This is a genomic window from Archangium lansingense (assembly GCF_026626635.1).
Classification (GTDB): Bacteria; Myxococcota; Myxococcia; order Myxococcales; family Myxococcaceae; genus Archangium; species Archangium lansingense.
Window position 1 is genome coordinate 11,076,405 of record NZ_JAPNKA010000001.1, and the last position, 25,095, is coordinate 11,101,499.

Sequence of the window (25,095 nt, forward strand, 5' to 3'; positions counted from 1 at the left end):
AGATCGACCCTGCCAGGCCACTCGGTTACCGTGCCAACGAGGAGGAGCCGTGAGCTCTCTTGTCGATCCACTCGTTCGCATCGCCTACCGGGGCGCCTACACCCTGGCGCTCGGGTACTGGTTCGTGCGCCGCCCGGAGACGGAGGGCACCCTCGTCGGCGTGTGGCACGGCCGCAAGGTGCTGCTGCTGCAGAACTCCTACAAGCAGGTCTTCAGCCTGCCGGGTGGTGGCCAGCACCGGGGCGAGTCCCCTCGTGAGACTGGCGCACGCGAGCTGCGCGAAGAGGTGGGGCTGAGCGTCGCCCCGAGCGAGCTGCGCGAGGTCTTCGAGGCCCGGGGCACGGACGAGTACAAGCGCGACCTTTGCCACTTCGCCGAGCTCGAGGTCGACGCAGAGCCCACCCTCGCCCTCGACAACCGCGAGGTGGTGTGGGCCGCGTTCATCGACCTCGACACGGCGCTCCAGCTCCCCCTCGCCCAGTTGGTGCGCGCCTACCTCGAGGAGGCGGCGCGTCGGCGCGGACAGGGCACGTCCACGCCCTGAGCCGCCGTCAGAGCGTCACGCCGTAGAGGGCGCCGAACTTCGACTTGAGGTAGGCGAGGAAGTCCACGTCCGTGAGGCCCTGGCCTGTCACCTTGCGCACCAGGTCCTCGGCGGGCAGCCGGTAGCCATCTGCGTGGACGTGGGTGCGCAACCACTCGCGCAGGGGCTTGAGCTCGCCGCGGGCGAAGCCCTCCTCCAACGTCGGCATGGCGCGCTGCGCGGCGCGGTAGAGGGACGCGGCATAGAGGTTGCCCAGCGCATACGTGGGGAAGTAGCCGAACTCGCCCCAGGCCCAGTGAATGTCCTGCAACACGCCCTGCGTGTCGTCCGGCGGGGTGACGCCCAGGAAGCCTCGCATGCGCTCGCTCCAGGCAGAGGGCAACTCGTCCAGCGGCAGCGAGTCCTGGATGAGCAGCAGCTCCAGCTCGTAGCGCAGGACGATGTGCAGGTTGTACGTCACCTCGTCCGCCTCCACGCGGATGAGCGAGGGCGTGACGCGGTTGATGGCCGTGTGGAAGGCGTCCAGCTCCACGCCCGCGAGCGCCTGGGGGAAGGCCTCGCGCAGTGCCGGGAGGTAGTGCGACCAGAAGGGCCGACCGCGTCCCACCAGGTTCTCCCACATGCGCGACTGAGACTCGTGCATGCCCATGGAGGGCGCGTTCGCCAGCGGCGTGCGGTAGTGGTCCGCGGAGAAGCCCTGCTCATACAGGCCGTGTCCACCCTCGTGCAGCGTGCTGAAGAGGGCCGTAAGCGAGCCCTCCTCCAAGTCCGTGGTGAGGCGCACGTCCATGGGGTGCTGCCCGCTGGAGAAGGGGTGGATGCTCTTGTCCTGCCGCCCCGCCTCCAGGTCGAAGCCCATGTCCCCCAGCAGCCGCATGGTGAAGCGCCACTGCGTCTCGGTGTCGAAGCGCCGGCCTTCGAAGAGGTCCCCCACCTTGCGCGGCGCGGACTGGAGCGCCGCCACCAGGGGGATGAGGTTGTTCCGGAGGGCGCTGAGCACCGGGCTGAGGCGCGCCACGCGCATGCCGGGCTCGTAGCCCTCGAGCAGCGCGTCGTAACGCTCCCCGTCATGGCCGTAGGCATCCGCCTGCTCGCGGCGCAGGGTCAGCATCCGCTCCAGCGCGGGCTTGAAGACGGAGAAGCGGTTCTGCTTGCGAGCCTCGCGCCACGCCACGAGGCCCCGGCTCTGCGCCTCGGCAAGCGCCTGTACCAGCGCCTTGGGCACTTTCACCGCCCGGTCTCGCTCCTGGATGAGCACCCGCGCCATGGCCCGCTGGTCATCCGTGAGGTGCTTGTTGCCCACCGCCGAGGCGAGCAGCTCGCCCAGCCGGGGGTCCACCAGGCGCTCGTGGTAGATGCCCTGCAGGGTGGAAAGCTGGAAGGCCCGCGACTCCGCCGCCTTGGGGGGCAGGTAGGTCTCCTGGTCCCAAGTGGCCAGGCTGATGAGTCCACCGAGGTCCCGAAGCTCCTGCATCCGGGCGAGCAGCGCGTCGAAGGTCTTTTCCATGGCGGATTCTTTAGTCTGAATCGCCTCGGACTTCCGCAAGGGACGGCATTCGGTTAATTGCCTCACCATGGCCAGCCAGCTTCAGTACTTCATGTCCCCCGACGACGAGGTCGCCTTCTTCCGCTTCCTCGAGCGTTTCGAGCTGGAGGTGTACCCCCGGCGCGTCCCCCCGGACTGGGAAACCTTCCGGGCCAGCCAGGAGAACGTCCCCCGGCTGCCCGAGGAAGACATCTACCTGGTGGCCGTGGGCGTTGGGCCGGCCATCGTGGACAAGGTGAAGCGCGGCCCGGACAAGGGCTTCTGGCGCATCGACGAAGTGCGCTCGCCCGTCATCTTCATGGAGCGCTGCCGGATGAACGAGGAGGGCGAGCTGCTCAGCGGGCAGATGTGGGCCGAGATGGAGGTGACGCCCCAGACGGGTCGCAAGGACGCGGCCTCGGACCAGTTCCGGCGCCTGTACCGGGAGATTGAGGAGTACCTTAAGAAGACGTTCCGCAAGGGCGACCCCAAGGCCTTCCTTGTCGGCCCCAAGGCCGCGCGCCTCTACAAGGAGACCCGCCTGGTGCTGCGCGACTCGGCCCACCGCGGAGGCACGGTGGTGCCATACAAGTGAGCAAGCTCGGCGCCAGTGTGGAGCGCTAGAATCTGTCTCCCCCCCGGCACCTGTGTGCCGGTTGGCTGTTACCCGGAGACGCGACCTTGCGACGATTCCTTTCAGTCCTCCTTCCCCTCTCGCTGGGCCTCGTCCTCACGGCCACCTCCTGCAACCCGGACGACCCCGGTGAGCGCCCTGGCAACGACGCGGGGACCGAGGACCCCGGCTCGGATGCGGGGAATGACGCCGGTACCGAGACAGATGCGGGCACCGACGCGGGCACTGACGCCGGTACAGAGGAGCCGGGCCCGCCCTGCACCCTCGCCAACCCTCAGCCCTCCGATTGCGCCTACGGCTCGTACTGCGGCTCCAGCGAGACCTGCCAGACCGTGCCCACCCCGACCTGCGATAACTTCAACAAGTACCCTGTCTCGTGGGACCCGGCCACCTCCACCGGCCCGGTCATCTACGCCGCCGAGCTGCTCTCCTTGACGGCCAATGACTCGAACTGCACCCCGCAGATCCCCACGCGCTTCCGGATCCGCGTCCGGGCCTATTCGCCTTCCGGCGCTCTCCCCACCACCGCTTCCGACCTGTCGAAGGTGTTCAGCTACGTCAATCGGAATGGCTCGTACCTCTCGGAAGCTGGCCAGTTCAGCGACATCGTGACCAGCGGCGATCTGAAGAACACGGAGTTCGTGGTGAGCAACTGCATCGTCGATCAGCCCACCGTCAACCTCGGCTTCCACTTCGAGGGTGGTAACGGGTACTGCCAGCAAGCCAGCAAGTAGCAGTAGCGCTTCGGGACCCGGGGACAACCCGGGTCCCTTGTCCCCTACAGCACCTCCACCGTCCCCTGCCCGCCGTTGACCCTCACCCGGTCGCCCGTGCGCAGCCGCATCGTCGCGTTTCCACAGCCGACCACGGCGGGGATGCCCAGCTCGCGCGCGACAATCGCGGCATGCGACAGCGGCGCCCCGATGTCGGTGACGACCGCGGCCGCTCGGGGGAACAGCGGCGTCCAGCCGACGTTGGTCACACTCGTCACCAAAATCTCACCCGCCTGCAGCTGCCCGCCCTCGTCGGCCGAGAGCAGCACCCGCGCCCGCCCCTCGACGACCCCCGCCGCTCCGGGGAAGCCGGTGATGGAATCGCTGGCGGGCGCGCCGTCACCACGCGCGTCGAACCTGTCGCTGCGCCGCCGCGGATCCGCCGCCCAGTGGAATGGATCGAAGCGCCCGCGGATCAGCGCCGGATAGGGCGGTAACGCACGATAGCGGGCATGGGTCTCACGTCGCGCCGGGATGAAGGCGAGCGACGCGTCATCCCCTCCCAGGACGGAGAGAATCTCTTCAATCGACAGGAAGAAGAGGGCCTCGCCCTGACCGGTGAGGGCACCGGCACGTTGAACGAACATCCGCAGCGGCCAGAACACGCGGACCACCTCCGAACGCCCCGCCTCACGGGCGTGGGCCGCCACCGCAGCCCGGTCGAGCCGGCGCCGGATCGCGGCGGCCTTGCGCGGGTAGCGTTGCCGGAAGCGCTCCCACGCCGCGGCATGTGCTTCCTTCTGACGCGCGAGCAGCGTGTTCACATCCACCGGTGCATCACGCAAGCCGGCGAGCTGCCGATCGATCCACTCCGATTCCTCCGCCGGCCTCGGAATGGACACCTCGAACTCATGCGGGCTGCGGTGGCCATATCGCTGAGCATAGGTCTCGCGATCGATCTCCCCGCGAGCCAGCTGCGTGAGACCCAGCAGGGGCCCGAGGCTCTCGAGCCGGCTCGCTCCCGCGCTCATCCCCGAGAGCAGTGCGTTGGTATCGGCATCACCCACCAGCCCGCTCAGCTCTCGCCGAAGTGCGACCGAGGGGTTTCCCTCCTTTCGAGCGCAGACCTCCAGCATGTGACAGCACTCGTGGAAGAACGGCTCCAGCTCGGCCTTCCACAGCTGGCTCAACTCCGCCGCGCTGGACGTAGCCTGGATCCGGGCTCGCAGCGCCTCGCAGCGCGCCGGTGCCGTCTCGAGGAACGCGGGCACCCGTTTCTCATTGGCGCGCAACCGGCTCTTGAGGCGCAGCACCGCCGGCAGCAACGCCCGCAGTACGCTCCAGCGTGAGAGCGGAATCAGGGGAATCTCCAGCTCGTCCGGGAGCTTCCCGAAGGCTTCCTGGCTCGATTCGGCGAGCCGCTTCCGGCTGAAGCCGAACGCCGCGCCAATCGTCGAGGTCAGGCTCAGGTTCATGTAGAAGCGCCCGCCGATGTTGCCAATCGGCTGGTAGCCGCAGAGGTACAGGAGCGGCAGCGTCTGGCGAATGAAGATCCCAACGAGCGACCAGGTGCAGGGCGTCATCACATCGGGCACGGCCTCACCGAGGTTCGTGCTCGTCCACAGGTAATCGCCCGTCAGGCTGTCGTTCCACTCGCCCGTCGCTGGGTCGTGGCCGCGCAAGGTGGTGATGGGCCGCGCCTGCAGCACGGCGAGCCTGCCCTCCGCGATGGCCCACTCGATGTCCTGGGGCGCGCCGAGCTCCCGCTCGAGCTGTGCGGAGAGCCGGTACAGTTGCCTCGCGTAGCGGCGCAGCTCCTCGGGGCCTGCATAGACGCCTCGCGGTCTGCTCAGCGTGAAGGACGGTGCGTTCGTGTCGCCAGCGACCAGTCGCTCGCCCAGGCCACGCACATAGTTGCCGACCATCGCCAGGTGGCTGCCCGTCACCGGGTCCGCGGTGAACAGCACCCCCGCGAATTCGGCTCGCACGAGCACCTGGACCACGACGGCGACCTCGTGGGCGGACTCGAGTCCTTGTGCCTGGCTGTAGGCCGCCACCCGGCCCGCGTGACGCGAGCGGCGGACGGACTCGATCGCGGACCGCACGGCGCTGTCCTCGCGCACCTCGAGCACGGTCTCGAACTCGCCTGCGAACGAGGCTCGCGCGGAGTCCTCGCTCAGGGCCGACGAGCGGACCGCGAACGAGCGCTCTGGCTGACCCGCTCGCAGCCGGGCCAGCGCCGCACGAACCTGCTCCCACTCCGAGGGCCGGAGCGTGTCTCCCTCGAACGCGCTGGCCAGCACGATGAAGCCGTCCGGTACCGGATGGCCGCCCTGCTGGAGCCGGGCGAGCGTCCGGCCCTTGCCACCCGCCAGTGAAGACTGCTCGGCCGTGAGTTCCCGAAAGAAGCAGACCGTTGTCGTCATGGCCTATTCGTATACTTGTTTTATAAATTCGTAAATGTTCGAAAGAATGTTGGCCCGTGCTAGCCTCGGAGGGACATGGCGAAGGAATCGAAGAAGACGCGGAAGGCAGACCGCGCAGAGCGTGACGAGGTGGCGGTGGGACGGTTCGTCGAGCGCTTCGCCCTGATCATGTCGGACTCAGGATTCCCGCGGATGCCCGCCCGGGTCTTCGTGGGCCTCCTCATCGCCGACGAGGGCCGGAGCACCGCGGCCGAGCTCGCCGCCATGCTCCACGTCAGCCCCGCCGCCATCTCCATCGCCGTTCGGTACTTGATGCAGCTCGGGCTGGTGTCTCGCGAGCGCGAGCCGGGCGAGCGCCGGGACCATTACAGGGTGCACAACGACATGTGGTACGAGTCGCTCACCCGGCGCGACGAGACACTCGTTCGCTGGGAGCAGGGACTCGAGGAAGGAATCGCCGCGCTCGGAGTGGACTCTCCCGCGGGAGCCCGGCTCGACGAGACACGCCGCTTCTTCGAGTTCGTCCGCGGCGAGTTCCCGCATCTGCTGCGCAAGTGGAAGGAGATCCGCGCGGCAGGCCGCAAGAGCTAGGGCCACCGCCACGGGTTCAACCCAGGAATCGAGATACCCTCACCCCGTCCCTCTCCCGGAGGGCGAGGGGATATTGGGGAGGACAGAGCTTCACTCCAGGTGAGTTAGACTCGGACTCGATGTCTACAGTGAATCTGAGTTCTCCCGCCCACAAGCTCCTCGGAGCTGCTCTCCTCGCAGTGCTTTGGTGTACCGGAGCCGTGCTCCTGGCCCTGTCGCAGCCCTGGATGGGCCTGACGCTCGAGGCCGATCTCCAGGCTGGCACGGTGACCGTCGTCCACGGAGAGGGTCCTTCTTCCCAGCTTCCCGTCCCCGCCAGGCTCCTCGCCATCAGCGCCCCGGAGCATCCGCGCGTCGTGATCTCCGCGACGGCACTCGTCGAGGATCCGGATCTCTTCCAGACCTACGAGCAGCTGGACGGCTTTCTCGCGGAGCAGAGCCGTCTGGCCCGGATACTCGCGACGGGCTCGGTGCGGCTGGAGGTCATCGGACAGGAGGGTGAGCCTCGCTCGTTCACCCTCTCCCCCGAAGCGCGGAGACCCCTCCGAAGCCTGCCACCTGTCTTCTGGTTCCAGCTCTTCGCCGGGAGCGCGGGCTTCCTGATCGGCGCCTGGGTCTTCGTGCTCCGCTCGCGAGACGTGGCGGTCCGCATGTTCGGCGTGATGAGCATGATGTTTCCGCTCTTCACCGTGACCGCCGCCGTCTACAGCACGCGAGAGCTGGCGCTCGACGGTGGGCTGATCCGCACGCTCTCCGCGCTGAATCAGACGGGTGCCTCCCTCTTCGGTAACGGCCTGGTCGCGCTGTTCCTCTCCTATCCCCGGCAGCTCGTCCGGCCGCGCTGGCTCTGGGCAGTGCCAGCCGTCTTCGTCACCTGGCTGCTCGCCAACCTCTTCCGACTCACGCCAGATCAGGAATGGGGGGCGCAGCTCCCGATTCTCTCCGAGATGCTGCTCGCCCTCGGGTGCGCTGTGGTGCAGTGGCGAGTCACCCGAGGTGACCCGCGCGCGCAGGCCTCGCTGCAGTGGTTCGGCCTCTCCATCCTGGTGGGAGCGAGCCTCTTCGTCTTCACCCGCGTGGGCTCGACCCTGCTGGGCGGCATTCCCCCCATTGCCCAGGGATACTCCTTCGGGTTCTTCCTCCTGATGGACGTGGGCCTGGCGCTCGGGCTGCGCCGCTTCCGCCTCTTCGAGCTCGACGAGTGGGCCTACCGCATCCTGTTCTGGGTGGGCGGCGCCCTTGCACTCCTCCTGTTGGACGCCGCGCTCGCGGTCCTGCTCCAGCTCGAGGCGTCCTCTTCGCTGGGGCTGGCGGTGTTGCTATGCGGGCTCGGATACTTGCCGCTGCGCAACTGGCTCTGGTCCCGCCTGGTGTCGCGCAGGCAGCTCAGTGATCAGCAGCTCTTCCAGGCCCTGCTCGAGGTGGCCTTCGCGCCGGCCGGAGAGCAGCGCGCGGAGCGGTGGAAGGCCCTGGTGCGGCGACTCTTCGATCCACTCACCCTCGAGCCCGTGGCCGACGAGGTGCGCCAGGTCCAGCTCCAACAGGATGGTCTCGAGCTGCTGCTGCCGCCATCGGCTTCAGCGCCCGCGCTGCGCGCCGCCTATCCCTTCAAGGGACGCACCCTCTTTGGCCCGCAGCATCTCCGGTTGGGAGAGTACCTGGTCGAGCTGATGCGCCAGATCGAAGCCAGCCGCGACGCCTATGACCGCGGAGTCCGAGAGGAGCGCCTGCGGATCGCGAGAGATCTCCACGACGACGTGGGGGCCCGACTGCTAACGGCACTCCACCAGGACGCGCTCGACCGGACCCGGCAATCCATCCGGCTGGCCATCGCTGACATCCGCTCCATCGTGAGCGCGCTGACTGGACGGCTCATCCCGGCGGCGGACGTGCTGGCGGACATCCGGCACGAGACCTCGCAGCGGCTCGAAGCCGCTGGGATCGAGCTCGAATGGCCCATTCCCCCAGCGGAGCCGGACGGCGCCGAGCTGAGCCACCATGTCTCGCGCCAGCTCGTGTCGATGACACGGGAGGCCATCTCGAATGTGATTCGCCACGCGCGGGCCCGGAAGGTGGAGGTGACGAGCCAGTGTGGCAAGGAGGGGTTGCTCCTCACCATTCGGGACGACGGAGCGGGCTTTGATGAGAGCGCTGGGAGCGGTGAAGGGCTGCGAAACCTGAAGCAGCGCGGCGAGGAGGCGGGAGGTGAGGTGCGAATCGAGTCCGGGCCGTCGCGCACCCTGCTGGAGTTCCGGCTCCCCGTGCAAGAGCGTCTGTACGCTGGCGCGGAGAGGGGGCACGCATGACGGACGAGAAGCAGGTGCTCATCGTCGATGATCAGCCCGAACTCCGCGCCAGCTTCAGGCTGCGGCTGGAGAAGGCCTATCCTCACCCCACCATCTTCGAGGCGGGAAGCGTCGCCGCGGGACGTGCGCTCATCCAGGAGCGAAGCACGGTGCACCTGGCGCTGATCGACCTCGGGTTGCCTGATGGCTCGGGCGTCGAGCTCATCAAGCAACTGGGCGACACGCATCCCTCGTCGTTGATCGTCGTAGTCACCATCTACGCGGACGATGACCACCTCTTCCCGGCGCTCTCCGCGGGTGCGCACGGGTACTTGTTGAAGGATACCCCCGAGGAGCTCTGGCTGCGGCAGCTCCGGCAACTGGAGGGGGGCACGCCAGCACTCTCCCCACCGGTGGCCCGCCGCATCCTCGAGTTCTTCCGGGAGCGATCACGCGAGCCGAGCCGCCAGCAGGCCCCAGCGCCCCCACCGCCCGCGCCTTCCGCGGTGCTCACTCCTCGGGAGACCGAGGTGCTCGGCTACATCGGCCGCGGAATGCGAATAGGCGAGGTGGCGGGGATGCTCGGCCTGGCCGAGAGCACGGTCGCCGGCTACGTGAAGGACATCTACCGCAAGCTCAACATCTGTTCCCGCGCCGAAGCCGCACTGGAGGCAGCACGGCGCGGGCTGGTTTAGGGGTCCCATTTCTTCGAGGTACGGGTTGGGGCTACGGCTCGAGGAACGGCTCCCGGGAGGTGCACTTGCCCCGAACATCCTCACGGGTCATCGGGGCGTAGTACCAGTCGTTGACGTCGCTGCCGTCACCCTGCTCGCCGATGAAACACCCGCCGACCACTCCCTCGCGCGGGCAGGGGCCGTCTCCAGCGACTGCCCCAATCGACGTGCAGAGGCCCTTGAAGGGCTCGATGCCCCCCTTGATGACCTCCACCCGCTCCTGGCAGCGATCCTCCCGACCATTCGGGCCGCTCTGGCGGAAGTCACAGTGCGCGGAGCTCGTCTCGATTCCGGTCAGATCCACCAGAGCCCCACACCCCAAGAGCCCCAACGACGCGACACACCACACGAGCTTGTTCATGAGGCCCCCTTGCCAACATGTGAGGACTCTCCGGTAACACGCGTGTCGTGGGCGCTGAACCCCCGGTTCAGGGGGGACGAGCGCCCCCCTACGACACCAGGCGCAAGCGATAGGCGGGCGTCAGCTCCCCGTCGCGGCCAGCTGGCGCAACAGCGGTGCCGCCGAGAGGAACTTCAGCTCCGGGTGCTTCTCCTCGGCGTGCTGCAAGGCCCAGTCGTCCCGGAAGAGCACCAGCGGCAGGCCGTCACGGTCCTGCACCGTCTGCCGGTTGCCTTCCCAGTCGAACGTCTTCGGATCGAAGTTCGGCCCCACCACCCACCGCGCGTGGCTGAAGGGCAGCCGGTCCAGCATGATGCGCGCGCCGTACTCGTGCTCCACCCGGTACTGCAACACTTCGAACTGCAGCGCTCCCACCACGCCCACGATGGGATCCTTCATCCCCATCCCGAGCTGCTGGAAGATCTGCACCGTGCCCTCCTCGGAGAGCTGCTCCAGCCCCTTCTCCATCTGCTTGCGCCGCAACGGATCCTTCGAGCGGACGATCGCGAAGTACTCCGGGCTGAAGCGCGGCACGCTGTCGAACAGCAGGTCCTCGCCCTCGCAGAGCGTGTCCCCGATGCGGAACATCCCCGGGTCGAACAGGCCAATCACGTCCCCCGGCCACGCGTCCTCGATGGCCGTGCGCTCGGCCGCCAGGAACTGGCTCGGCTTGGCCAGGCGCACTTCCTTGCCCAGCCGCGAGTGGAACGCGCTCATCCCCTTCGTGTACCGGCCCGACACCACCCGCATGAACGCGATGCGGTCGCGGTGTGCCGGGTCCATGTTCGCCTGAATCTTGAACACGAAGCCCGCGAACTTCGGGTGCGTGGGCTCGCGCGGCCCGTTCTTCGTCTGACGCGACGTGGGCGCCGGCGCCAGCGTCAGGAAGTGGTCCAGGAACGGCCGCACGCCGAAGTTCGTCATCGCGCTGCCGAAGAACATCGGCGTGAGCTGACCCTGCTCCACCTTCTCCCGGGTGAACTCGTCCCCGCCAATGTCCAGCAGCTCGATCTCCTCCTTGAGCGTGGCCAGCTCGCGCTCGGAGAGGACGGTGAGGATGTCCGGTGAGTCGATGGAGATGGAGCGCTCCTGCACCTCGGACTCGCCATGGCGGCCCTCCGCGGCGAAGACGTGCACCACCTTGGACTGCCGGTCATACACGCCCCGGAACTCCGGCCCCATGCCAATGGGCCAGTTCATCGGGTAGGCGCGGATGCCCAGCACCTGCTCCAGCTCGTCCATGAGCTCCAGCGGCGCGCGGCCCCAGCGGTCAAGCTTGTTGACGAAGGTGAAGATGGGGATGCCGCGCATGCGGCACACCTTGAAGAGCTTCTTGGTCTGCGGCTCGACGCCCTTGGCCGCGTCGATGAGCATCACCGCCGAGTCCGCCGCCGCCAGCGTGCGGTAGGTGTCCTCGGAGAAGTCCTGGTGGCCCGGGGTGTCCAGCAGGTTCACCGCGTGGCCCCGGTAGGGGAACTGGAGCACGGAGGACGTCACGGAGATTCCGCGCTCCTTCTCCAGCTCCATCCAGTCGCTCGTCGCGTGGCGGCTCGCCCGGCGGGCCTTCACGCTACCAGCCAGGTGGATGGCGCCGCCGTAGAGCAGCAGCTTCTCGGTAAGCGTCGTCTTACCGGCGTCGGGGTGGGAGATGATCGCGAAGGTGCGCCGACGGGCGACTTCCTGGTCGAGCTCGGATGCCATATCGGGATGGGAACTATCACGGGGCGTGTGTTTTTTCGCGAGGTTCCACATTCCGGACCCGTTCCGTCGGAAAGCCTCCAGGCGGCCAGGCCCCTCCCCGCCTCCAGGCGCACCCCAGGTATGTCCCCACTCCTGCTGGGAGAGGGCTAGGGTGGGGGTTTCCCGCCTTTCCCACCAAGGAGCCACCATGCAGCGCAACACGTACTCGACTGGCACCGCCTGGGAGCCGCGCGTGGGTTACTCCCGCGCCGTCCGCGTGGGCCCCTACATCTCCGTCTCCGGCACCACCGCCACCGATGCCTCGGGCCAGGTGGTGGGCGAGGGAGACGTCTACGCCCAGACCGCCCAGGCGCTGCGCAACATCCAGGCGGCGCTCGAGGCCCTCGGGGGCCGGATGGAGCACGTGATTCGCACTCGCATGTACGTGATGGACATCTCCCTCTGGGGAGATGTGGGCCGGGCCCATGGCGAGGTCTTCGGCACCATCCGCCCCGCAACCAGCATGGTGGAGGTGAGCCGCCTCATCGACCCCGTCATGCTCGTGGAGATTGAGGCCGACGCCATCATCCCCGACTGAGCCTCTGCCCGGCACGGCGCGGGCCCGAGCGAAGGGGCGGCTTCAGCCTGGATCGCCGCGCAGCCGCGCCAGCTCGGCAAGGGCTTCGGCCAACCGATGATCGGATTCCTCCCGGCGCCGTGCTTCCTCGGCGCGCAGGCGTGCCTCCTCGGCGAGCCGGTGCTCCAACTCGGCGCGCACCTGGGATTCCCTGGCGAGTTGCACCTCCGATTCCCGTGCCCTCCGCTCGAGCATGGCGATCATCTCGTCCGCCGCTGGCAGGGGCACCCGGTCGTGATGGAAACGCAGCCGCTCGCCATCCACCCGCAGTTCCAGCCCCAACACCTCGGACGCGAAGAAGCCCTGCTGCGGCAGGATGGCGTCGTAGCCACGCCGCCCTTCCTCCAGCCTCCACCCGTTGAGCCGCAAGCGCCCACGGTCGAACAGGAAGTACTCGCGGATGCCAAGCCGGGCGAAGCGCTTCACGTTCCGCTCCAGATCCTTGCGGCGATCGCCCGCGACATGAATCTCCAGAGCGAAGTCGAGCCCCTTGCCCTCGGCACTCACCACCCAGCGCATGCGCTCGTGCGACTCCACCCCCAGAACGGCGATGACATCGGGAGCGAACATGCGCTCGCCCGGGTAGTACACGGGCAGCTCACAGGCCAGGTACACCTTGCGGCCCGCGCGTGTGAAGAAGTCCCCCAGCACCTGGCGCGTCTCCACCTTGGCCACGAAGTGCGGGTCTCCCTCGGGTGGAGCCGCTTCGGAGACCGGAAACTCGGACGGCAGTCCCTCGACGATACGCGCACGCTCCTCGGGCGTCAGCCGCTCCCAAACCTCCTGGGACGGTGCGCGTGGGTCATCCGGATCGATGCGATAGGGCCCGATTCTCATGATGTGCATGGGAAACCTATGTCTCCTCCGGTGGGCAGACCAAGGGGGTCTCGCGTGGAAGCGTTCGGCGAAAGGCGGCGGATCGTCGGATGGGGATGGCATCTCGATAGCGCCTCGTGCAGGTGCCGGGCCGTCAGCCCGAAGCTCCCACACCTGACCTTCGAGATAATAGCCATTCCAGATGACTTCTCAAGTCATGTCGGGCCACGCTTCGGGGCCCAACCCGAGTGACGGGCACCCTCACCCCGTCCCTCTCCCGAGGGGAGAGGGGTAGGTCAGCGAGAGAGATGGGAGGTGCTCAGTCGCTCGAAGCAGGAGATGCGCAGCGACTCGGGGTGGGAGGCGCTCAGCTACTCGCGGAGGTGTAGTGGCCAATCGAGTGCAGCCACACCCTCCTCGACAGGAACGCGAAGAGGATGGAGCCCACCACCGCCCAGACCAGCGACATCCACGGCAGCCGCCCCAGCATCGCCTGCGCCGGAAAGGTCGTCATCACCGCCAGCGGAATCACGAACGTGAAGACGAAGGCCAGGAACCCTCGGAACACCGACGCCGGCCAGCGCGCCGCATCGAAGATGGACGTGAAGAAGTACGTCAGGTTGTCCACCTTCACCACGTAGAAGGCCGCGCTCACCGTCAATATCCACAATGAGTAGAGCAGCAACACACTCGTGCCCAGCAGCACCAGCGAGGCCAGCACCCCCACCGGTGAGGGAAGGCGGCCAATCAGGTGGAAGCCGTAGGCGAACAAGCCAAGCCCCGCCAGCACGTTGATGGAACGCCACGGCAGGAAGCGCGCGGTGGACACCAGGAACTGCGCGTCCGCTGGCTTGAGCAGCACGAAGTCCAGCGTCCCCTTGCGGATGTGCTCCACCACGCCGGTGAGGCTCGGGTTGATGGCCCCCTCGAGAATCCCTTGCAGCAGGGTGAACCACCCGATGACCAGCAGCGCCTCGCCGAAGCTCCACCCGGCGATGGACTGCCGATCCCGGTAGACGACGAAGAGCGGTGCCAGCGCGGTGGCCGTCCAGAAGAGGGAGATGATGCCCTCGATGACGAAGTCCCCCCGGTACTGCATCGCCAACAGGCTCGAGGCCCTCAGCTGCACTCCGAGCAGGCTCAGATAGCGCCGCAGCATCTCCCTCACCCTCCAAAGGCCGCGAAGCGCTTCAGGCCCCGCTTCCAGAGTCCCAGGCTGAGGAGCAGCATCAGCCCCACCCACAGCCACTGGCGCCCCAGCAGTCCCAGCGCGGCCCCGAATCCGTGGGCGTTCGTCATCAACTCCACCGGCAGCCCTATCTGGTAGCGGAAGGGCAGCCAGTCGATGATCGTCCGCCACACGGGCGGGAAGAGATCCACCGGGTAGAGGTAGCCCGAGCACACGAAGAAGAGCGCCAGCCATACGTCCATCAGCTTGGTGCTGCTCTCCATGTAGAGGCTCAGCGTGCCAATGGCCACGTTCACCAGGAAGGTGATGAGCCATCCGCCGAAGAGAGACACGAGGAAGAAGACCCAGCCCCACGCCGTCTGGGGCACCGACTGCCAGCCCACCGTGTACACGGCGAAGCTCGCCACCGGCACCACCACGAACAGCCGCATGGGCATGGCCCCGAGGTTCTCCGCCGCGTAGCCCCACAGCGGCGAGATGGGCCGCAACAGGCGCATGGCCAGCGTGCCCTGGCGGACCTCGTAGTTGATCATCCAGGCCGCCCAGGCCCCCGTCATCTGCCGCACCACGAAGGCCGCCAGGAAGTAGCGCACGAAGTCCTGGGAGCCGTACTGGCCCACCGGCGCCTCCCGGGCCACCGCCGTCCACAGCGCCATCATGATGAGCGGCATGGTGGTGGACAGCACCCAGACGAACATCTCCGCCCGGTAGGCCACCGCCTCGGACAGGCCCACCCGCAGCAGCGTGGGCAGGGCCCGCAGTGTGCTCCCCGCGCTCATGTGCCCACCGTTCCCCGGTGGGCCTTCGTCTCGGCGAACAACTCGCTCATGACCTCCTCCAGCGGCGCGTTCTCCACCGTCAGGTCCTGCACCGGCAGGTGGGAGAGGGCCCGGCTGACGGTGGTGTTGACGGCATCCTGCGGCACCTGCAGCACCGCCGTGACGTTGTCGTGCGATACCACCTTGCCCAGGGGCGCCAGGCTGTTCACGTCCACCGGCTGGTTCAGGCGCAACACCACCCGCTTCTCCGGCCGCACCCGTTGCACCAGCGCGTCCAGGCCGCCGTCGTACGACAGCAGGCCCTTGTCGATGACGATGACCCGCGGGCACAGCGCCGCCACGTCATCCATGTAGTGGCTGGTGAGGATGAGCGTGGCCCCGTTGCGCTCGTTGTAGGACTTGATGAAGGTCCGCATGATGGCCTGCATGGACACGTCCAGGCCAATGGTGGGCTCGTCCAGGAAGAGCACCTTCGGGCGGTGGATGAGCGCCGCGGCCAGCTCGCACTTCATCCGCTCGCCCAGCGAGAGCTGCCTCGCCGGCTTGCCGATGAGCTCCTCCAGCTCCAACAACGTCACCAGCTCGTCCAGCGTCTGCTTGTATTGGGCACGGGGGACGTCGTAGATGGCCCGGTTGAGCTCGAACGTCTCGGCGGGCGGCAGGTCCCAGAGGAGCTGCTGCTTCTGCCCCATCACCAGCATGATCTTCTTGAGGAACGCATCCTCGCGGTGGCGGGGAACATGACCATCCACTCGCACCTCACCGCTCGACGGGTGGAGCAACCCGGCGAGCACCTTGAGGGTGGTGGTCTTCCCCGCCCCGTTGGGACCGAGGAAGCCCACGCGCTCCCCGGGCTTTATCTCGAAGGAGATGCCATCCACCGCCTTCACGGAGGTGTAGGTCCGGTGGAAGACGGAGCGGAGGGCGGCCTTGAGGCCAGGCGGGCGCTTGTGGACCTGGTAGTGCTTGCGCAGGTCTCGGACGGAAATCATTTGGGACGGGATTTAACGCGGTTGCCCTCAAGAGGCGACCCCTCGTTGGAAGGCAGGGTTGGATGAGTGGCGCTTACGGCAAGGACTTGGAGCGGTGGATACCGCGGCTCATCGCCGTGTGGCGCGAGGCCCGGAAGCGGGGGGACGGGCCCGAGACGCGCCTGACGCCGCAGGAAGTCAAAGAGGTGGGAGCAGGGGTGAAGCAGCTCTCCCTCGGGCTGACGCGTGACCGGAAGCTGGCCGGAGCCCGGTACATGGACGACCCGAAGCTCCTGGGCGCCTACCTGCTCTTCTACTGGCCCGTGTCCTATGCCCAGGCCCGCGAGGCCCTCGGGGAGCTGCCCAACCGGCCGCGCACTGTCCTGGACCTGGGCAGCGGACCGGGCCCCATGGCCTTTGCCGCACTGGATGCCGGGGCCGCCGAGGTCACTGCGGCGGACCGGAGCAAGCCGGCGTTGACGCTTGCCCGGGAGCTCGCGGCGGAGGCGGGCGAGGCGCTCGCCACCCGGGAGTGGGATCCCACGCGTAAGGCGGCTCCACCCGAGGGCAAGTACGACCTGATCACCATGGGACATGTCCTCAATGAGCTGTACGGCTCAGGGGACGAGGCGGTGAAGCCACGTGCGGCGCTGCTGGAGCAGGCACTGGCACAGGTGAAACCGGGCGGAAGCCTGCTGGTGCTGGAGCCGGCGCTGCGCGAGACGTCCCGGCTGCTGCTGAAGGTGCGGGACGAGATGGTGGAGAAGGGCTACGCCATCCGCGCGCCGTGCATGTACCGAGGCGCGTGCCCGGCACTGGTGAAGGAGAGCGACTGGTGCCACGCGGAGCGCGACTGGCCGATGCCCAAGGTGGTGGAGGAGATCGCCCGGGCGGCGGGGCTCCACAAGGAGTCGCTGAAGATGAGCTACCTGATGCTGGCGCCCAAGGGCGAGGGCTGGCCAGAGCCGAGACCGGAGCGGCTGTTCCGCATCGTGTCCGAGTCGCTCGAGGGCAAGGGGCGGCAGCGATTCATCGGCTGTGGACCCGAGGGCCGCATGGGGCTGGCGATGCAGGAGAAGCACCGCACGGAGAAGAACGAGCGCTTCTTCAAGCTGCACCGAGGCGACGTCATCTCGGTGACGAACACGGAGGCAAAGGGAGACGGGCTCGCGCTGGACGACACCTCGGAGGTGAAGGTGGTGGCCTACGCGGGCAAGGGAGTCCCACCTGCGCCCCCTCCCCCTCTCCCCTCGGGAGAGGGAAAGGGTGAGGGTAGCTGAACCCCAGGTTCCCACCTGGAAGCGGACCCGTGCCTCCAGGGCCCTACTTCAAGGGAACGGAGGCCGCTCCGTTGAGCAGCAGGCTGCGCATGAAGCGGAAGGCGAGCACGCTCTCCCGAGTGCTCTCCCGAATGGAACCGAGGAGGGCCTGGGCGAGCAGGCCAGTCTCGACGCGCAGCAGCTTCAGGGCACTCGGCGTGGGGCCGTCGGTGCGAGGGGGATTCAAGAGGGACGCGACGTTCATGGGCTCTACTCTCCCCCCTCCATGCGAAGGCCGTGTTGCACGCCGGTGAATCCTGGGTGACGTCTCGCCCCCACCCGGAGGCAGGGCTCAGATGGCCAGCCCGAACGAGACGTAGGGACCGGGCAGCACGTCGCGGTGGGCGACACCATCGACCCAACCCGCGTCGTCCAACATCAGCACCCGCATGCCACCGCGCAGGGCGAACATGTGCCAGGCGCCCAGGTACCACACCATGCCGCCCGCGGCATCGAGCTGGCGGTGGGGCCAGGGAGTGAGCTGCACTCTGGCCTCCAGGGACAGGGAGCGCAGCAGGTACAGCTCGGACGAGAGTCCCACGCTGGGGCCGACGAAGGTGACGTCCGGGGCCTTGGCAACGGACACGCCTCCCTCCAACCGCAGCCGCCCCATCCGCCCCGTCAAGGCAGCGAACGACAGGTGCAGCTCCGTCACGGAGATGTTGTCCGTGTCTCCGCTCCCATCATCCGCCTTCAGCGTGAGCCCGCTCGTCCGCAGGAAGCCACCGAACCGCTCGCCTTCCACGCCCAGATGCAGGCCCACTCCCGCGCCCTCCCGCATGACCTGGGCGTCGAGCCCTAGGGTGAAATTCCGATGGCGGCGCGATGCGAATCGCGACTCGCTCCAGAAAGAGTGCGAAGGCCGGGACGTCACATAGGAGCGTGAAGGCCTCGACCGATAAAACACAGGAGAGTCGTCGTGCCCGGATCCGCTGGAGCCAGAGCCCCTCCCCACTGGGGTGGCATCATGGACTCGCGAGTCCGACTCCTCCTCCGTGTCCTCCGAGGAGTTCGAGCGCTTGCCGAAGCGAGCCTCCGCGGAGGCGGAGACGAGCAACACCCCGACGAGCAGGGCACACGACATGACACGGAAGAGCGAGGACATGGGCAGTTCCCGATGAGCGAACGACTCACCGCCTCCGACGGGACTGCCCCTCCGGTATTCAACCTGCCTACTTCAAATCCTTCGCCAGCTCCTCGTACAGGTGGATGGCGCTGCGCACCGCTTTCTCGTAGTCGCCCAGGTGCAGGCTCTCGTTCTCCGAGTGCGCGTTCGTGTACGGGTCCTCCACGCCAATGAGCAGCGCTGGCACACCACCCAGCTCCTTGGCGAACGGCTCCACGAACGGAATCGACGCACCGCATCCAATGGCCACCGGCTCCGTCCCGTAGCCTTTGCGCAGCGCGCGAAACGCCGCCTGGAAGGCCGGGTGCGAAATATCCGTGAACCACGGGCCTGCCGGCGGGTCTGCCTTGATGTGAAGCTCCAGCCCCCAGGGCACCACCTTCTTCAGGTGCTCCACCAGCCGCCGCTGTACGTCCTGGGCATCCATGTCGGGAACGATGCGGATGCCCACGCGTGCCCAGGCCGTGTCGCAGATGATGTTGCGCGCGTCCTTGCGGCTGCTGGCCTGGATGGCGTTGATGGCCAGCGCCGGCTGCCGCCAGTTCATCTCCCACGGGTGGCGACCTCCCAAGAGTTGCGCCCCCGGCACCATCCCCACCTGCTTCTTGAAGTACTCCGCGTCACCCGGCAGCGACTGGATGCTCTTGCGCTCGGCCTCGCTCAGCGGACGCACCTGCTCATAGATGCCCTCGATGGCGATGCTCCCGTCCGGGTTCGTCAGCGTCGCCAGCATCCGGCACAGCGCCATCACCGGGTCGGGCACCGGCCCGCCCCACATGCCCGAGTGCACCGCCTGCCGCAGCGCGCGCACCTCCACGTCCACCGTCACCAGTCCACGCAGCGCCGTGGTGATGGACGGCAACCCCGTCTCGAAGTTCGTGGTGTCCGTCAGCACGATGGCATCCGCCTTCAGCAGCGCCTTGTGCTTCTGCAGGAACGTCTCGAGGTGTTCGCTGCCCACCTCTTCCTCGCCCTCGATGACGACCTTCACGTTGAGCGGCAGCGCACCCGCGCCCTTCAGCCACGCCTCCACCGCCGAGGTGTGCACCACGATGCCGGCCTTGTCGTCCGCCGAGCCTCGTCCATACAGGCGCCCATCTCTCACCTGCGGCTCGAACGGCGGGCTCTTCCACGCCGCCTCGTCTCCTGCTGGCTGTACGTCATGGTGCGCATACAGCAACAAAGTGGGTTTGCCAGGAGCCTTCAGAACCTCGCCATACACATACGGATGTGCGCCTTCGAGCTCCAAAAGCTGCACATTTTCGAAGCCACGCGACTTCAACAGTCTCGCTGTGGCTTCTGCACTCGCACGCACATGCGCTGGGTCAAACCCATCGAATGAGACGCTGGGAATTCGCACCAACTGCTTCAAATCTTCGAGGTAGCTGTTCTTCTGAGATTCGAAATGAGCCAGGGCTTTGTCAGTGGACATGGCCCCCTCACTTACTCCAAAAGCAGTCAGTACCGTGGAGCACTCGTCGACTTCCCGTCCATCCTCTTTCACGCTGCGTTCATCGATGCACGGCCTTCCAGGTTGCGCGGGCATTCAAGAGCCATTCGGCTTATCATTCACGAGCATGTCCACTCCGACTCTTCTGCTGGTCGATGATGATCGGTTCGTCCGCAGCCTCCTCAAGGATGCCATCCAAGAGAGCGGCCTCGAGGTGAGGCTCCTCGAGGCGTCGGATGGACAGGAGGGACTCGAGGTGGCGGCGCGCGAGCGTCCCGCGGTGATGTTGCTGGACCTCTTCATGCCCCGACGCAGCGGGCTGGAGGTGCTCGCAGCCCTCAAGGACTCGTCTCCCGACACGCGGGTGCTCATCATCAGCAGCATGGATGCCGAGCCCGTGGTGGAGCAGGCGATGTCCGCCGGCGCCGTGGGCTTCGTGGGCAAGCCCTTCCATCCGCTGGAGATCGCCCTCGCTGTCCGCCAGGCCCTGGCCCACTGATCCCTCACGAGGTGACCGCGTGTCGACGAATTATTGGATCGGAGATTCCATCGGTCGCGTGCTGGGGCCCCTGACGCTCCAGTCGCTGCGCGAGCTGATCGGCTCGGGGCGGCTCAAGGCTGTCACCCGCGCCTCTCGCGACGGCTCCTCGTGGGAGCCTATCGAGCATTTCAACGAGGTGAAGGATCTGCTGGGCGCGCTCAAGGCCAACCCGGCCGCCGAGGTCCAGCAGGCCGAGCGGCTGCGCCAGCAGGTGCGCCAGATGCAGGGACTGCCGGCCCACCAGCTCTTCGGCGTGAAGCCGGACGCGCCGATGGAGGAGCTGCGCGGCGCCTTCTTCCGCCTGGCGAAGCGCTACTCACCCGAGCATCAGGGGCCTGACACCCACCCCGAGCTGCGCAAGGCGCACGCCGAGGTCTTCGAGCTGCTCGCGCGCCGCATGCGCGAGGCCGAGGCCCAGCAGGCGCCCGCCCGCGCGCCCAACGCGGCGGCCCGCCCCGGCCAGCAGCAGCAGGCCCAGGGCTACACCTACTCGGCCGAGGAGTTCGTCGGGTTGCAGCAGACGCGCAACGACCGGCTCCAGGTGGATGTGAAGGTGAGCACGCGCACCGCGGGCATCTTCACGGATCACCGCATCATCAACCTCCAGTCCGGAGGCCTCTTCATCCCCACCGACAAGCCGCTGAGGCTGGGGATGCGTGTGGATCTGGTGCTCAACTTCGAGCAGCAGCAGCGGCAGATCAAACTGCGCAGCTCCGTCATCTGGGAGTACACCTTGGATGACGGCAAGCAGCCGCGCGGCTATGGCCTGGGCCTGGCGGACCTGCGACCGGAGGAGCGCTCGTTCATCGACGAGTTCCTCCGCGGCAACCGCACCGGGGCGCCTACAACATCCCGCTGAGGAAGACCGCGGCCAGCACGAAATAGGCGGCAACCACCACCACCACCGCCTTCAGTTCCAGCCCGTCCGGATTCGTCACGTTGGCGAAGCGCATGTGCATTTCCCCCGTCTTGCCCTACGCTCTGGTCTACGGAGCACAGCGGGAGTGATTGCATCCGGGAGGAAGCCGTGTCCGATATGGCGGAGTACCGACCGCTCGAAGGTCTCCCCGCTCCAGCCATGGTGGTCCGCGGGGACAAGGTGGTCTACGCCAATCCGGCGATGCTGACGCTGCTGGGTGTCGGACTCGAGGAGGTGCGTGCCACCACGAGCACGGAGCTGATGGCCCGCTTCGCGCCCGCGGATCGCTCATGGCTGGCGCTGATGCACGAGGAGTACACGCGCGGGGAAGGCGCTCCCGAGTCCGTGTGGCTGCGCGTACGCGGAGCAGGAGGCCAGGAACGGACCTGGTACATGCGCCGGGGCCCTGGAGTGCGGCCCGAGGACACGCTGCTGATGTTCCTCGACGCCGAGGGCGAGGCCAGCATGCGGCGGCTCACCGAGGCGCTCGTGCAGGCTTCCGGTGAGCTGGTGCGCTGCCGTGACGAGCAGAGCGTGCTGGAGACGGCCGTGGAGGCCATCCACCAACAGGGCTTCTTCGTCACGGTCCTGCTGCTCGAGGGGGAGGCAGTCGTCCATGGGCCGATGCGGCAGGACCCCGCCCAGGTGGCCGCCGGAGAGCTGCTCTACAGAAAACCCATTCACGAGGTGCGCTTTCCGCGCTCCAGCCTGCCCCACATCGAGGAGGTGCTCACCCAGCGCAAGGCGGCCTTCCATCAGGATCTGCTCCGGTCGCTGGAGAACTTCCACCCCTCGGAGCTGCTGGCACAGATGCGGCGCGCCTACCCCATCGTCCGGGGCCTGGACGCGCCCATCTTCGTGGAGGGAGCGCCCTATGGCGTGCTGTCCGTCCAGGGCGAGACGCTGACGCCGACGAGCGCGGCCACGCTGGAGCTGTTCGCGCGGCAGGTGGGCGGAGCGCTGGAGAACGTGCGCCACCACCGGCTCGCCGCCTCCCGGCTGGCCGAGCTGTCGCGGCTGCAGTCGGAGCTGGTGGCCCAGGAGCGGCTGACGGTGCTCGGTGAGGCCGCGGGCGTGGTGGCCCACGAGGTGCGCAACCCGCTGGGCTCCATCCTCAACGCGGTGGCGGTGCTGAAGCGGGACAAGCTGGGCCCCGTTGGCACCAGCGCGGTGGAGATGCTGGAGGAGGAGGCCACGCGGCTGGACGCAATGGTGCGCGACCTGCTGGACGTGGTGCGTCCGCTGGAGCCCCGGCCGCGCCCGCTGCATCCGGGTGAGCTGGCCCGACGCACGCTGGAGCTCTTCCACGAGCGGCGCCAGCTCGGCACCGTGCGGGTGACAGTGGACGAGGCGCCCAGCCTGCCCACGCTCCACGCGGACGAGACGCTGTTGCAGCTCGCGCTGGAGAACCTGTTGCGCAACGCAGTGCAGGCCTCGCCCCCTGGAGGGCAAGTGCGCGTGGCGGTGGAGAGCGTGCCCGAGGGCCTCTGTCTCACCGTGGAGGATGAGGGCCCCGGCGTCTCATCGGGAGATGCCCAGCGCATCTTCGAGCCCTTCTTCACCACGCGCACCACGGGCACGGGCCTGGGCCTGGCCGTGGTGAGGCGGGTGGTGGTTGCGCATGGAGGCACGGTGTCGGTGGGCCAGCGGCCCGGAGGCGGCGCGCGCTTCGAGCTGCGGCTACCGCTCCAGGTAGAGCCCCGGCCTCTTCCGCCCACTCGCTAGAGCGTGCTCACCAAGAGGCGGCAGCGCAGGCCACCGTTGCGCACCGGCAGGTTGCGCCCCTCGGGCAGCCCCAGCGCGCGAATGAGGCCCGGGTCCTCTGGCAGCAGCACCGCGGCTCGCCAGCCCTTGAAGGCCCGCCGGAAGGTGTTTCCCATCGCCCGGTACAACCCCGGCAGGTCCTCCGCCTCCCCCACCCGCTTGCCGTAGGGCGGGTTCGCCACCACCAACCCAGGCCCCAGCCCCGCCGGCGCCGCCAGCGTGCGCACGTCCTGGCGCTCCAGCGTGAGCGTCACCCCAGCCCGCCGGGCATTGCGCCGCGCCGTGCCCAAGGAGCCCGCGTTGATGTCATGGCCCCTCAACGCCGAGCGCGGAGCCGGAAGCGCCTCTGCCTCCGCCCTCGCCTTGCGCGCACCCCAGTCCGCCGCATCGAAGCCGGGGAAGCGCTCGAAGGCGAACGCACGCTGGAGCCCCGGCGCCCGCCGCTGGGACATCCACGCACCCTCGATGAGGAAGGTACCCGAGCCGCACATCGGGTCCACCAGCGGCTCCACCCCGTCATACCCAGCCAGCACCAGGATGCCCGCGGCGAGCGTCTCGCGCAGGGGTGCTCGGCTCACCTCCTGCCGGTACCCGCGCCGATGTAGTGGCTCACCACTGGTGTCCGCGCTCACCGTGCACGTGTCGCCCTCCACCCGGACCAGCAGGGTGAGGCCCTCGGAGGACTCCTCATCCAGAACCCCCGCGCGCTCCACCGAGGGAAGCCCCCACGCCCGCGCTGCAGCGGCCAGCACCGCGTCCGGCCCCTTGAAGCGCGCATGATGCAGGGCCACCGAGAGCCTCGGCGTCGTCCGCCCGTCCCACACCCGCTCCAGCGGCAGCCCCGCCAGGCCCTTGGCGAGCGCCCCGGCGTCCGTCGCGGAGAAGCGCCCCAGCCGCAGCCACACCCGGCTCGCCGTGCGCAGGCGTAGGTTGGCCTCTTGGTGCAGCCCCGGCGCCCCCATGAACTCCACCCCCCCGTCGACAGGGCGGGGAGAAAAGCCCAGGGCCTCGGCCTGCACGGCGGGCTCCAGTCCCGGCAGCGCCGAGACGAAGACGTGTTCCCTCTGTTGGACGTTCGTCACCTGAGGGGGCATTGTCCGCTGCTGACGCCCAGCCGCAACGCTTTCCTCGAAAGAACGTCCACCGGGCTGGTAGGGAGGAGGCCATGAGCGCAGCCGTGACAACCGCCCGGAATCGCCCCCGGGAGTACGAGGTGACGGTGACCGAGGTGCGCCTCGAGACGCACGACACCGCCACCCTCTACCTGGACTTCGGCCAGGAGCGCCCCGAATACAAGGCCGGCCAGTTCCTCAACCTGGACCCGCACCAGTTCCCCGCGCTGGGCCGCTTCGCCGCCTACCTCCAGGAGCACAAGGCCCGCAAGGAGCCCGCGCGCTCGTACTCGCTCGCCTCCGCGCCGCACGAGCCCCTGGTGGCCATCACCGTGAAGGACGAGGACTACATCCCCGGCTTCACCCGCTACCCGCCCCTGCTCTCCCCCTACCTCGTCCACGCGCCCCTCACCGGCTCGCGCATGAAGGTGCTGGGCTTCATGGGGCCCTATGTGCTGCCGGATGACATCGAGGAGCGCACGGACCACCTCGTCCACGTCGTCGCCGGCTCCGGCGCGGTCCCCAACTTCTCCATCATCAAGGACGCCCTGCACCGGGCACTCAAGCCTCGCCACACCGTCATCTGCTCCAACAAGACGTGGGGCGACATCCTCTATCGAGAGGCCTTCGAGGCGCTCGAGCGCTCGCACCCAGACAAGCTGCGCGTGGTGCACACCCTCACCCGAGAGACGGACGAGTCGCGCTTCGGAGCCGCCGTGCGCAAGGGCCGGGTCGCCGAGGCCCTGCTGGAGGAGCTCATCCCGGACCGGGCCACGTGCCTCGTCTACGTGTGCGGCCCGGCCATCACCCCATGGGACCGGCGCAAGGCGCTGGAGACGCGCACCCCGGCCACGCCGCGCTTCATGGAGACGGTGCTCGGCCACCTCCACACGATCGGCCTCGAGGACAAACGCATCAAGCGGGAGTCGTACGGGTAGCT

The 25,095-nt window shown here is 68.0% G+C and carries 24 protein-coding genes; 12 read left to right on the forward strand and 12 right to left on the reverse strand.

The window, feature by feature from the left end; genetic code table 11:
- Positions 1–49 precede the first annotated feature (49 nt).
- The gene (locus OV287_RS44265) at positions 50–544 is read left to right on the forward strand and encodes an NUDIX hydrolase (protein ID WP_267540087.1); all 495 of its coding nucleotides are present in this window, start codon (positions 50–52) and stop codon (positions 542–544) included.
- Positions 545–551: 7 nt separating this feature from the next.
- On the opposite strand, the gene OV287_RS44270 is transcribed toward OV287_RS44265, so the two are convergent.
- Positions 552–2,051, reverse strand: a complete 1,500-nt coding sequence (locus tag OV287_RS44270) for a carboxypeptidase M32 (RefSeq protein ID WP_267540088.1) — start codon at positions 2,049–2,051, stop codon at positions 552–554.
- A 67-nt stretch (positions 2,052–2,118) separates the two neighbouring features.
- Between OV287_RS44270 and OV287_RS44275 the strand changes: the two genes are divergently transcribed.
- Both OV287_RS44275 and OV287_RS44280 read left to right on the forward strand, forming a co-directional pair.
- Positions 2,119–2,664, forward strand: a complete 546-nt coding sequence (locus OV287_RS44275) for a hypothetical protein (protein WP_267540089.1) — start codon at positions 2,119–2,121, stop codon at positions 2,662–2,664.
- 86 nt (positions 2,665–2,750) lie between these two features.
- Positions 2,751–3,437, forward strand: coding sequence for a hypothetical protein (locus OV287_RS44280; RefSeq protein WP_267540090.1), 687 nt, complete (start codon positions 2,751–2,753; stop codon positions 3,435–3,437).
- Between the two features lie 44 nt (positions 3,438–3,481).
- On the opposite strand, the gene OV287_RS44285 is transcribed toward OV287_RS44280, so the two are convergent.
- Positions 3,482–5,842, reverse strand: coding sequence for a PEP/pyruvate-binding domain-containing protein (locus OV287_RS44285; protein ID WP_267540091.1), 2,361 nt, complete (start codon positions 5,840–5,842; stop codon positions 3,482–3,484).
- Positions 5,843–5,917: 75 nt separating this feature from the next.
- Between OV287_RS44285 and OV287_RS44290 the strand changes: the two genes are divergently transcribed.
- From OV287_RS44290 to OV287_RS44300, 3 genes are all read left to right on the forward strand, one after another.
- Positions 5,918–6,433 carry a GbsR/MarR family transcriptional regulator gene (locus OV287_RS44290; protein ID WP_267540092.1) on the forward strand — a complete coding sequence of 172 codons (516 nt, stop codon included), beginning with the start codon at positions 5,918–5,920 and terminating at the stop codon, positions 6,431–6,433.
- A 200-nt stretch (positions 6,434–6,633) separates the two neighbouring features.
- Positions 6,634–8,739: an ATP-binding protein gene (locus tag OV287_RS44295; protein ID WP_267540093.1), complete on the forward strand. Its 2,106-nt coding sequence runs from the start codon at positions 6,634–6,636 to the stop codon at positions 8,737–8,739.
- The gene (locus OV287_RS44300; protein ID WP_267540094.1) at positions 8,736–9,413 is read left to right on the forward strand and encodes a response regulator; all 678 of its coding nucleotides are present in this window, start codon (positions 8,736–8,738) and stop codon (positions 9,411–9,413) included. Before OV287_RS44295 ends, OV287_RS44300 begins: the two co-directional genes overlap by 4 nt.
- A 31-nt stretch (positions 9,414–9,444) precedes the next feature.
- On the opposite strand, the gene OV287_RS44305 is transcribed toward OV287_RS44300, so the two are convergent.
- Complete coding sequence (locus OV287_RS44305; protein WP_267540095.1) at positions 9,445–9,813, reverse strand: hypothetical protein; 369 nt, start codon at positions 9,811–9,813, stop codon at positions 9,445–9,447.
- A 120-nt stretch (positions 9,814–9,933) separates the two neighbouring features.
- Complete coding sequence (locus OV287_RS44310) at positions 9,934–11,553, reverse strand: peptide chain release factor 3 (protein WP_267540096.1); 1,620 nt, start codon at positions 11,551–11,553, stop codon at positions 9,934–9,936.
- Positions 11,554–11,740: 187 nt separating this feature from the next.
- On the opposite strand from OV287_RS44310, the gene OV287_RS44315 reads away from it, so the two are divergent.
- Entirely contained in the window at positions 11,741–12,130 is a 390-nt protein-coding gene (locus tag OV287_RS44315; RefSeq protein WP_267540097.1) for a RidA family protein, read from the forward strand.
- A gap of 42 nt (positions 12,131–12,172) precedes the next feature.
- Here the strand turns inward: OV287_RS44315 and OV287_RS44320 are convergent, their stop codons facing one another.
- The 4 genes from OV287_RS44320 to OV287_RS44335 form a co-directional block, all read right to left on the reverse strand.
- Positions 12,173–13,015: a Uma2 family endonuclease gene (locus OV287_RS44320; RefSeq protein ID WP_267540098.1), complete on the reverse strand. Its 843-nt coding sequence runs from the start codon at positions 13,013–13,015 to the stop codon at positions 12,173–12,175.
- A 337-nt stretch (positions 13,016–13,352) separates the two neighbouring features.
- Positions 13,353–14,144 carry an ABC transporter permease gene (locus OV287_RS44325; protein ID WP_267540099.1) on the reverse strand — a complete coding sequence of 264 codons (792 nt, stop codon included), beginning with the start codon at positions 14,142–14,144 and terminating at the stop codon, positions 13,353–13,355.
- A gap of 5 nt (positions 14,145–14,149) precedes the next feature.
- Entirely contained in the window at positions 14,150–14,953 is an 804-nt protein-coding gene (locus tag OV287_RS44330) for an ABC transporter permease (protein WP_267540100.1), read from the reverse strand.
- Positions 14,950–15,945 (reverse strand): ABC transporter ATP-binding protein, encoded by a 996-nt coding sequence (locus OV287_RS44335; protein WP_267540101.1) that lies wholly within the window; start codon positions 15,943–15,945, stop codon positions 14,950–14,952. The genes OV287_RS44330 and OV287_RS44335 overlap by 4 nt, the downstream gene beginning before the upstream one ends.
- A gap of 62 nt (positions 15,946–16,007) precedes the next feature.
- Here OV287_RS44335 and OV287_RS44340 point away from each other — a divergent pair, with 62 nt between their 5' ends.
- Complete coding sequence (locus tag OV287_RS44340) at positions 16,008–17,204, forward strand: small ribosomal subunit Rsm22 family protein (RefSeq protein WP_267540102.1); 1,197 nt, start codon at positions 16,008–16,010, stop codon at positions 17,202–17,204.
- Between the two features lie 43 nt (positions 17,205–17,247).
- On the opposite strand, the gene OV287_RS44345 is transcribed toward OV287_RS44340, so the two are convergent.
- From OV287_RS44345 to OV287_RS44355, 3 genes are all read right to left on the reverse strand, one after another.
- Complete coding sequence (locus OV287_RS44345) at positions 17,248–17,448, reverse strand: hypothetical protein (RefSeq protein WP_267540103.1); 201 nt, start codon at positions 17,446–17,448, stop codon at positions 17,248–17,250.
- An 87-nt stretch (positions 17,449–17,535) separates the two neighbouring features.
- A complete protein-coding gene (locus tag OV287_RS44350) occupies positions 17,536–18,006 on the reverse strand; it encodes a hypothetical protein (RefSeq protein WP_267540104.1) in 471 nt (156 codons plus the stop codon).
- A 409-nt stretch (positions 18,007–18,415) separates the two neighbouring features.
- Complete coding sequence (locus OV287_RS44355; RefSeq protein WP_267540105.1) at positions 18,416–19,801, reverse strand: M20/M25/M40 family metallo-hydrolase; 1,386 nt, start codon at positions 19,799–19,801, stop codon at positions 18,416–18,418.
- Positions 19,802–19,946: 145 nt separating this feature from the next.
- Here OV287_RS44355 and OV287_RS44360 point away from each other — a divergent pair, with 145 nt between their 5' ends.
- The 3 genes from OV287_RS44360 to OV287_RS44370 all read left to right on the forward strand — a co-directional run bounded on the left by OV287_RS44360 (position 19,947) and on the right by OV287_RS44370 (position 23,004).
- Positions 19,947–20,318, forward strand: a complete 372-nt coding sequence (locus tag OV287_RS44360) for a response regulator transcription factor (protein WP_267540106.1) — start codon at positions 19,947–19,949, stop codon at positions 20,316–20,318.
- 19 nt (positions 20,319–20,337) lie between these two features.
- The gene (locus OV287_RS44365) at positions 20,338–21,219 is read left to right on the forward strand and encodes a TIGR02266 family protein (protein WP_267540107.1); all 882 of its coding nucleotides are present in this window, start codon (positions 20,338–20,340) and stop codon (positions 21,217–21,219) included.
- Between the two features lie 177 nt (positions 21,220–21,396).
- Positions 21,397–23,004, forward strand: a complete 1,608-nt coding sequence (locus tag OV287_RS44370; protein ID WP_267542548.1) for a sensor histidine kinase — start codon at positions 21,397–21,399, stop codon at positions 23,002–23,004.
- On the opposite strand, the gene OV287_RS44375 is transcribed toward OV287_RS44370, so the two are convergent.
- Positions 23,001–24,137 carry a THUMP domain-containing class I SAM-dependent RNA methyltransferase gene (locus OV287_RS44375; protein WP_267540108.1) on the reverse strand — a complete coding sequence of 379 codons (1,137 nt, stop codon included), beginning with the start codon at positions 24,135–24,137 and terminating at the stop codon, positions 23,001–23,003. The two genes, OV287_RS44370 and OV287_RS44375, sit on opposite strands and share 4 nt — an antisense overlap.
- Positions 24,138–24,208: 71 nt before the next feature.
- Here OV287_RS44375 and OV287_RS44380 point away from each other — a divergent pair, with 71 nt between their 5' ends.
- Complete coding sequence (locus OV287_RS44380) at positions 24,209–25,093, forward strand: ferredoxin reductase domain-containing protein (protein ID WP_267540109.1); 885 nt, start codon at positions 24,209–24,211, stop codon at positions 25,091–25,093.
- The last annotated feature ends 2 nt before the right edge of the window (positions 25,094–25,095 follow it).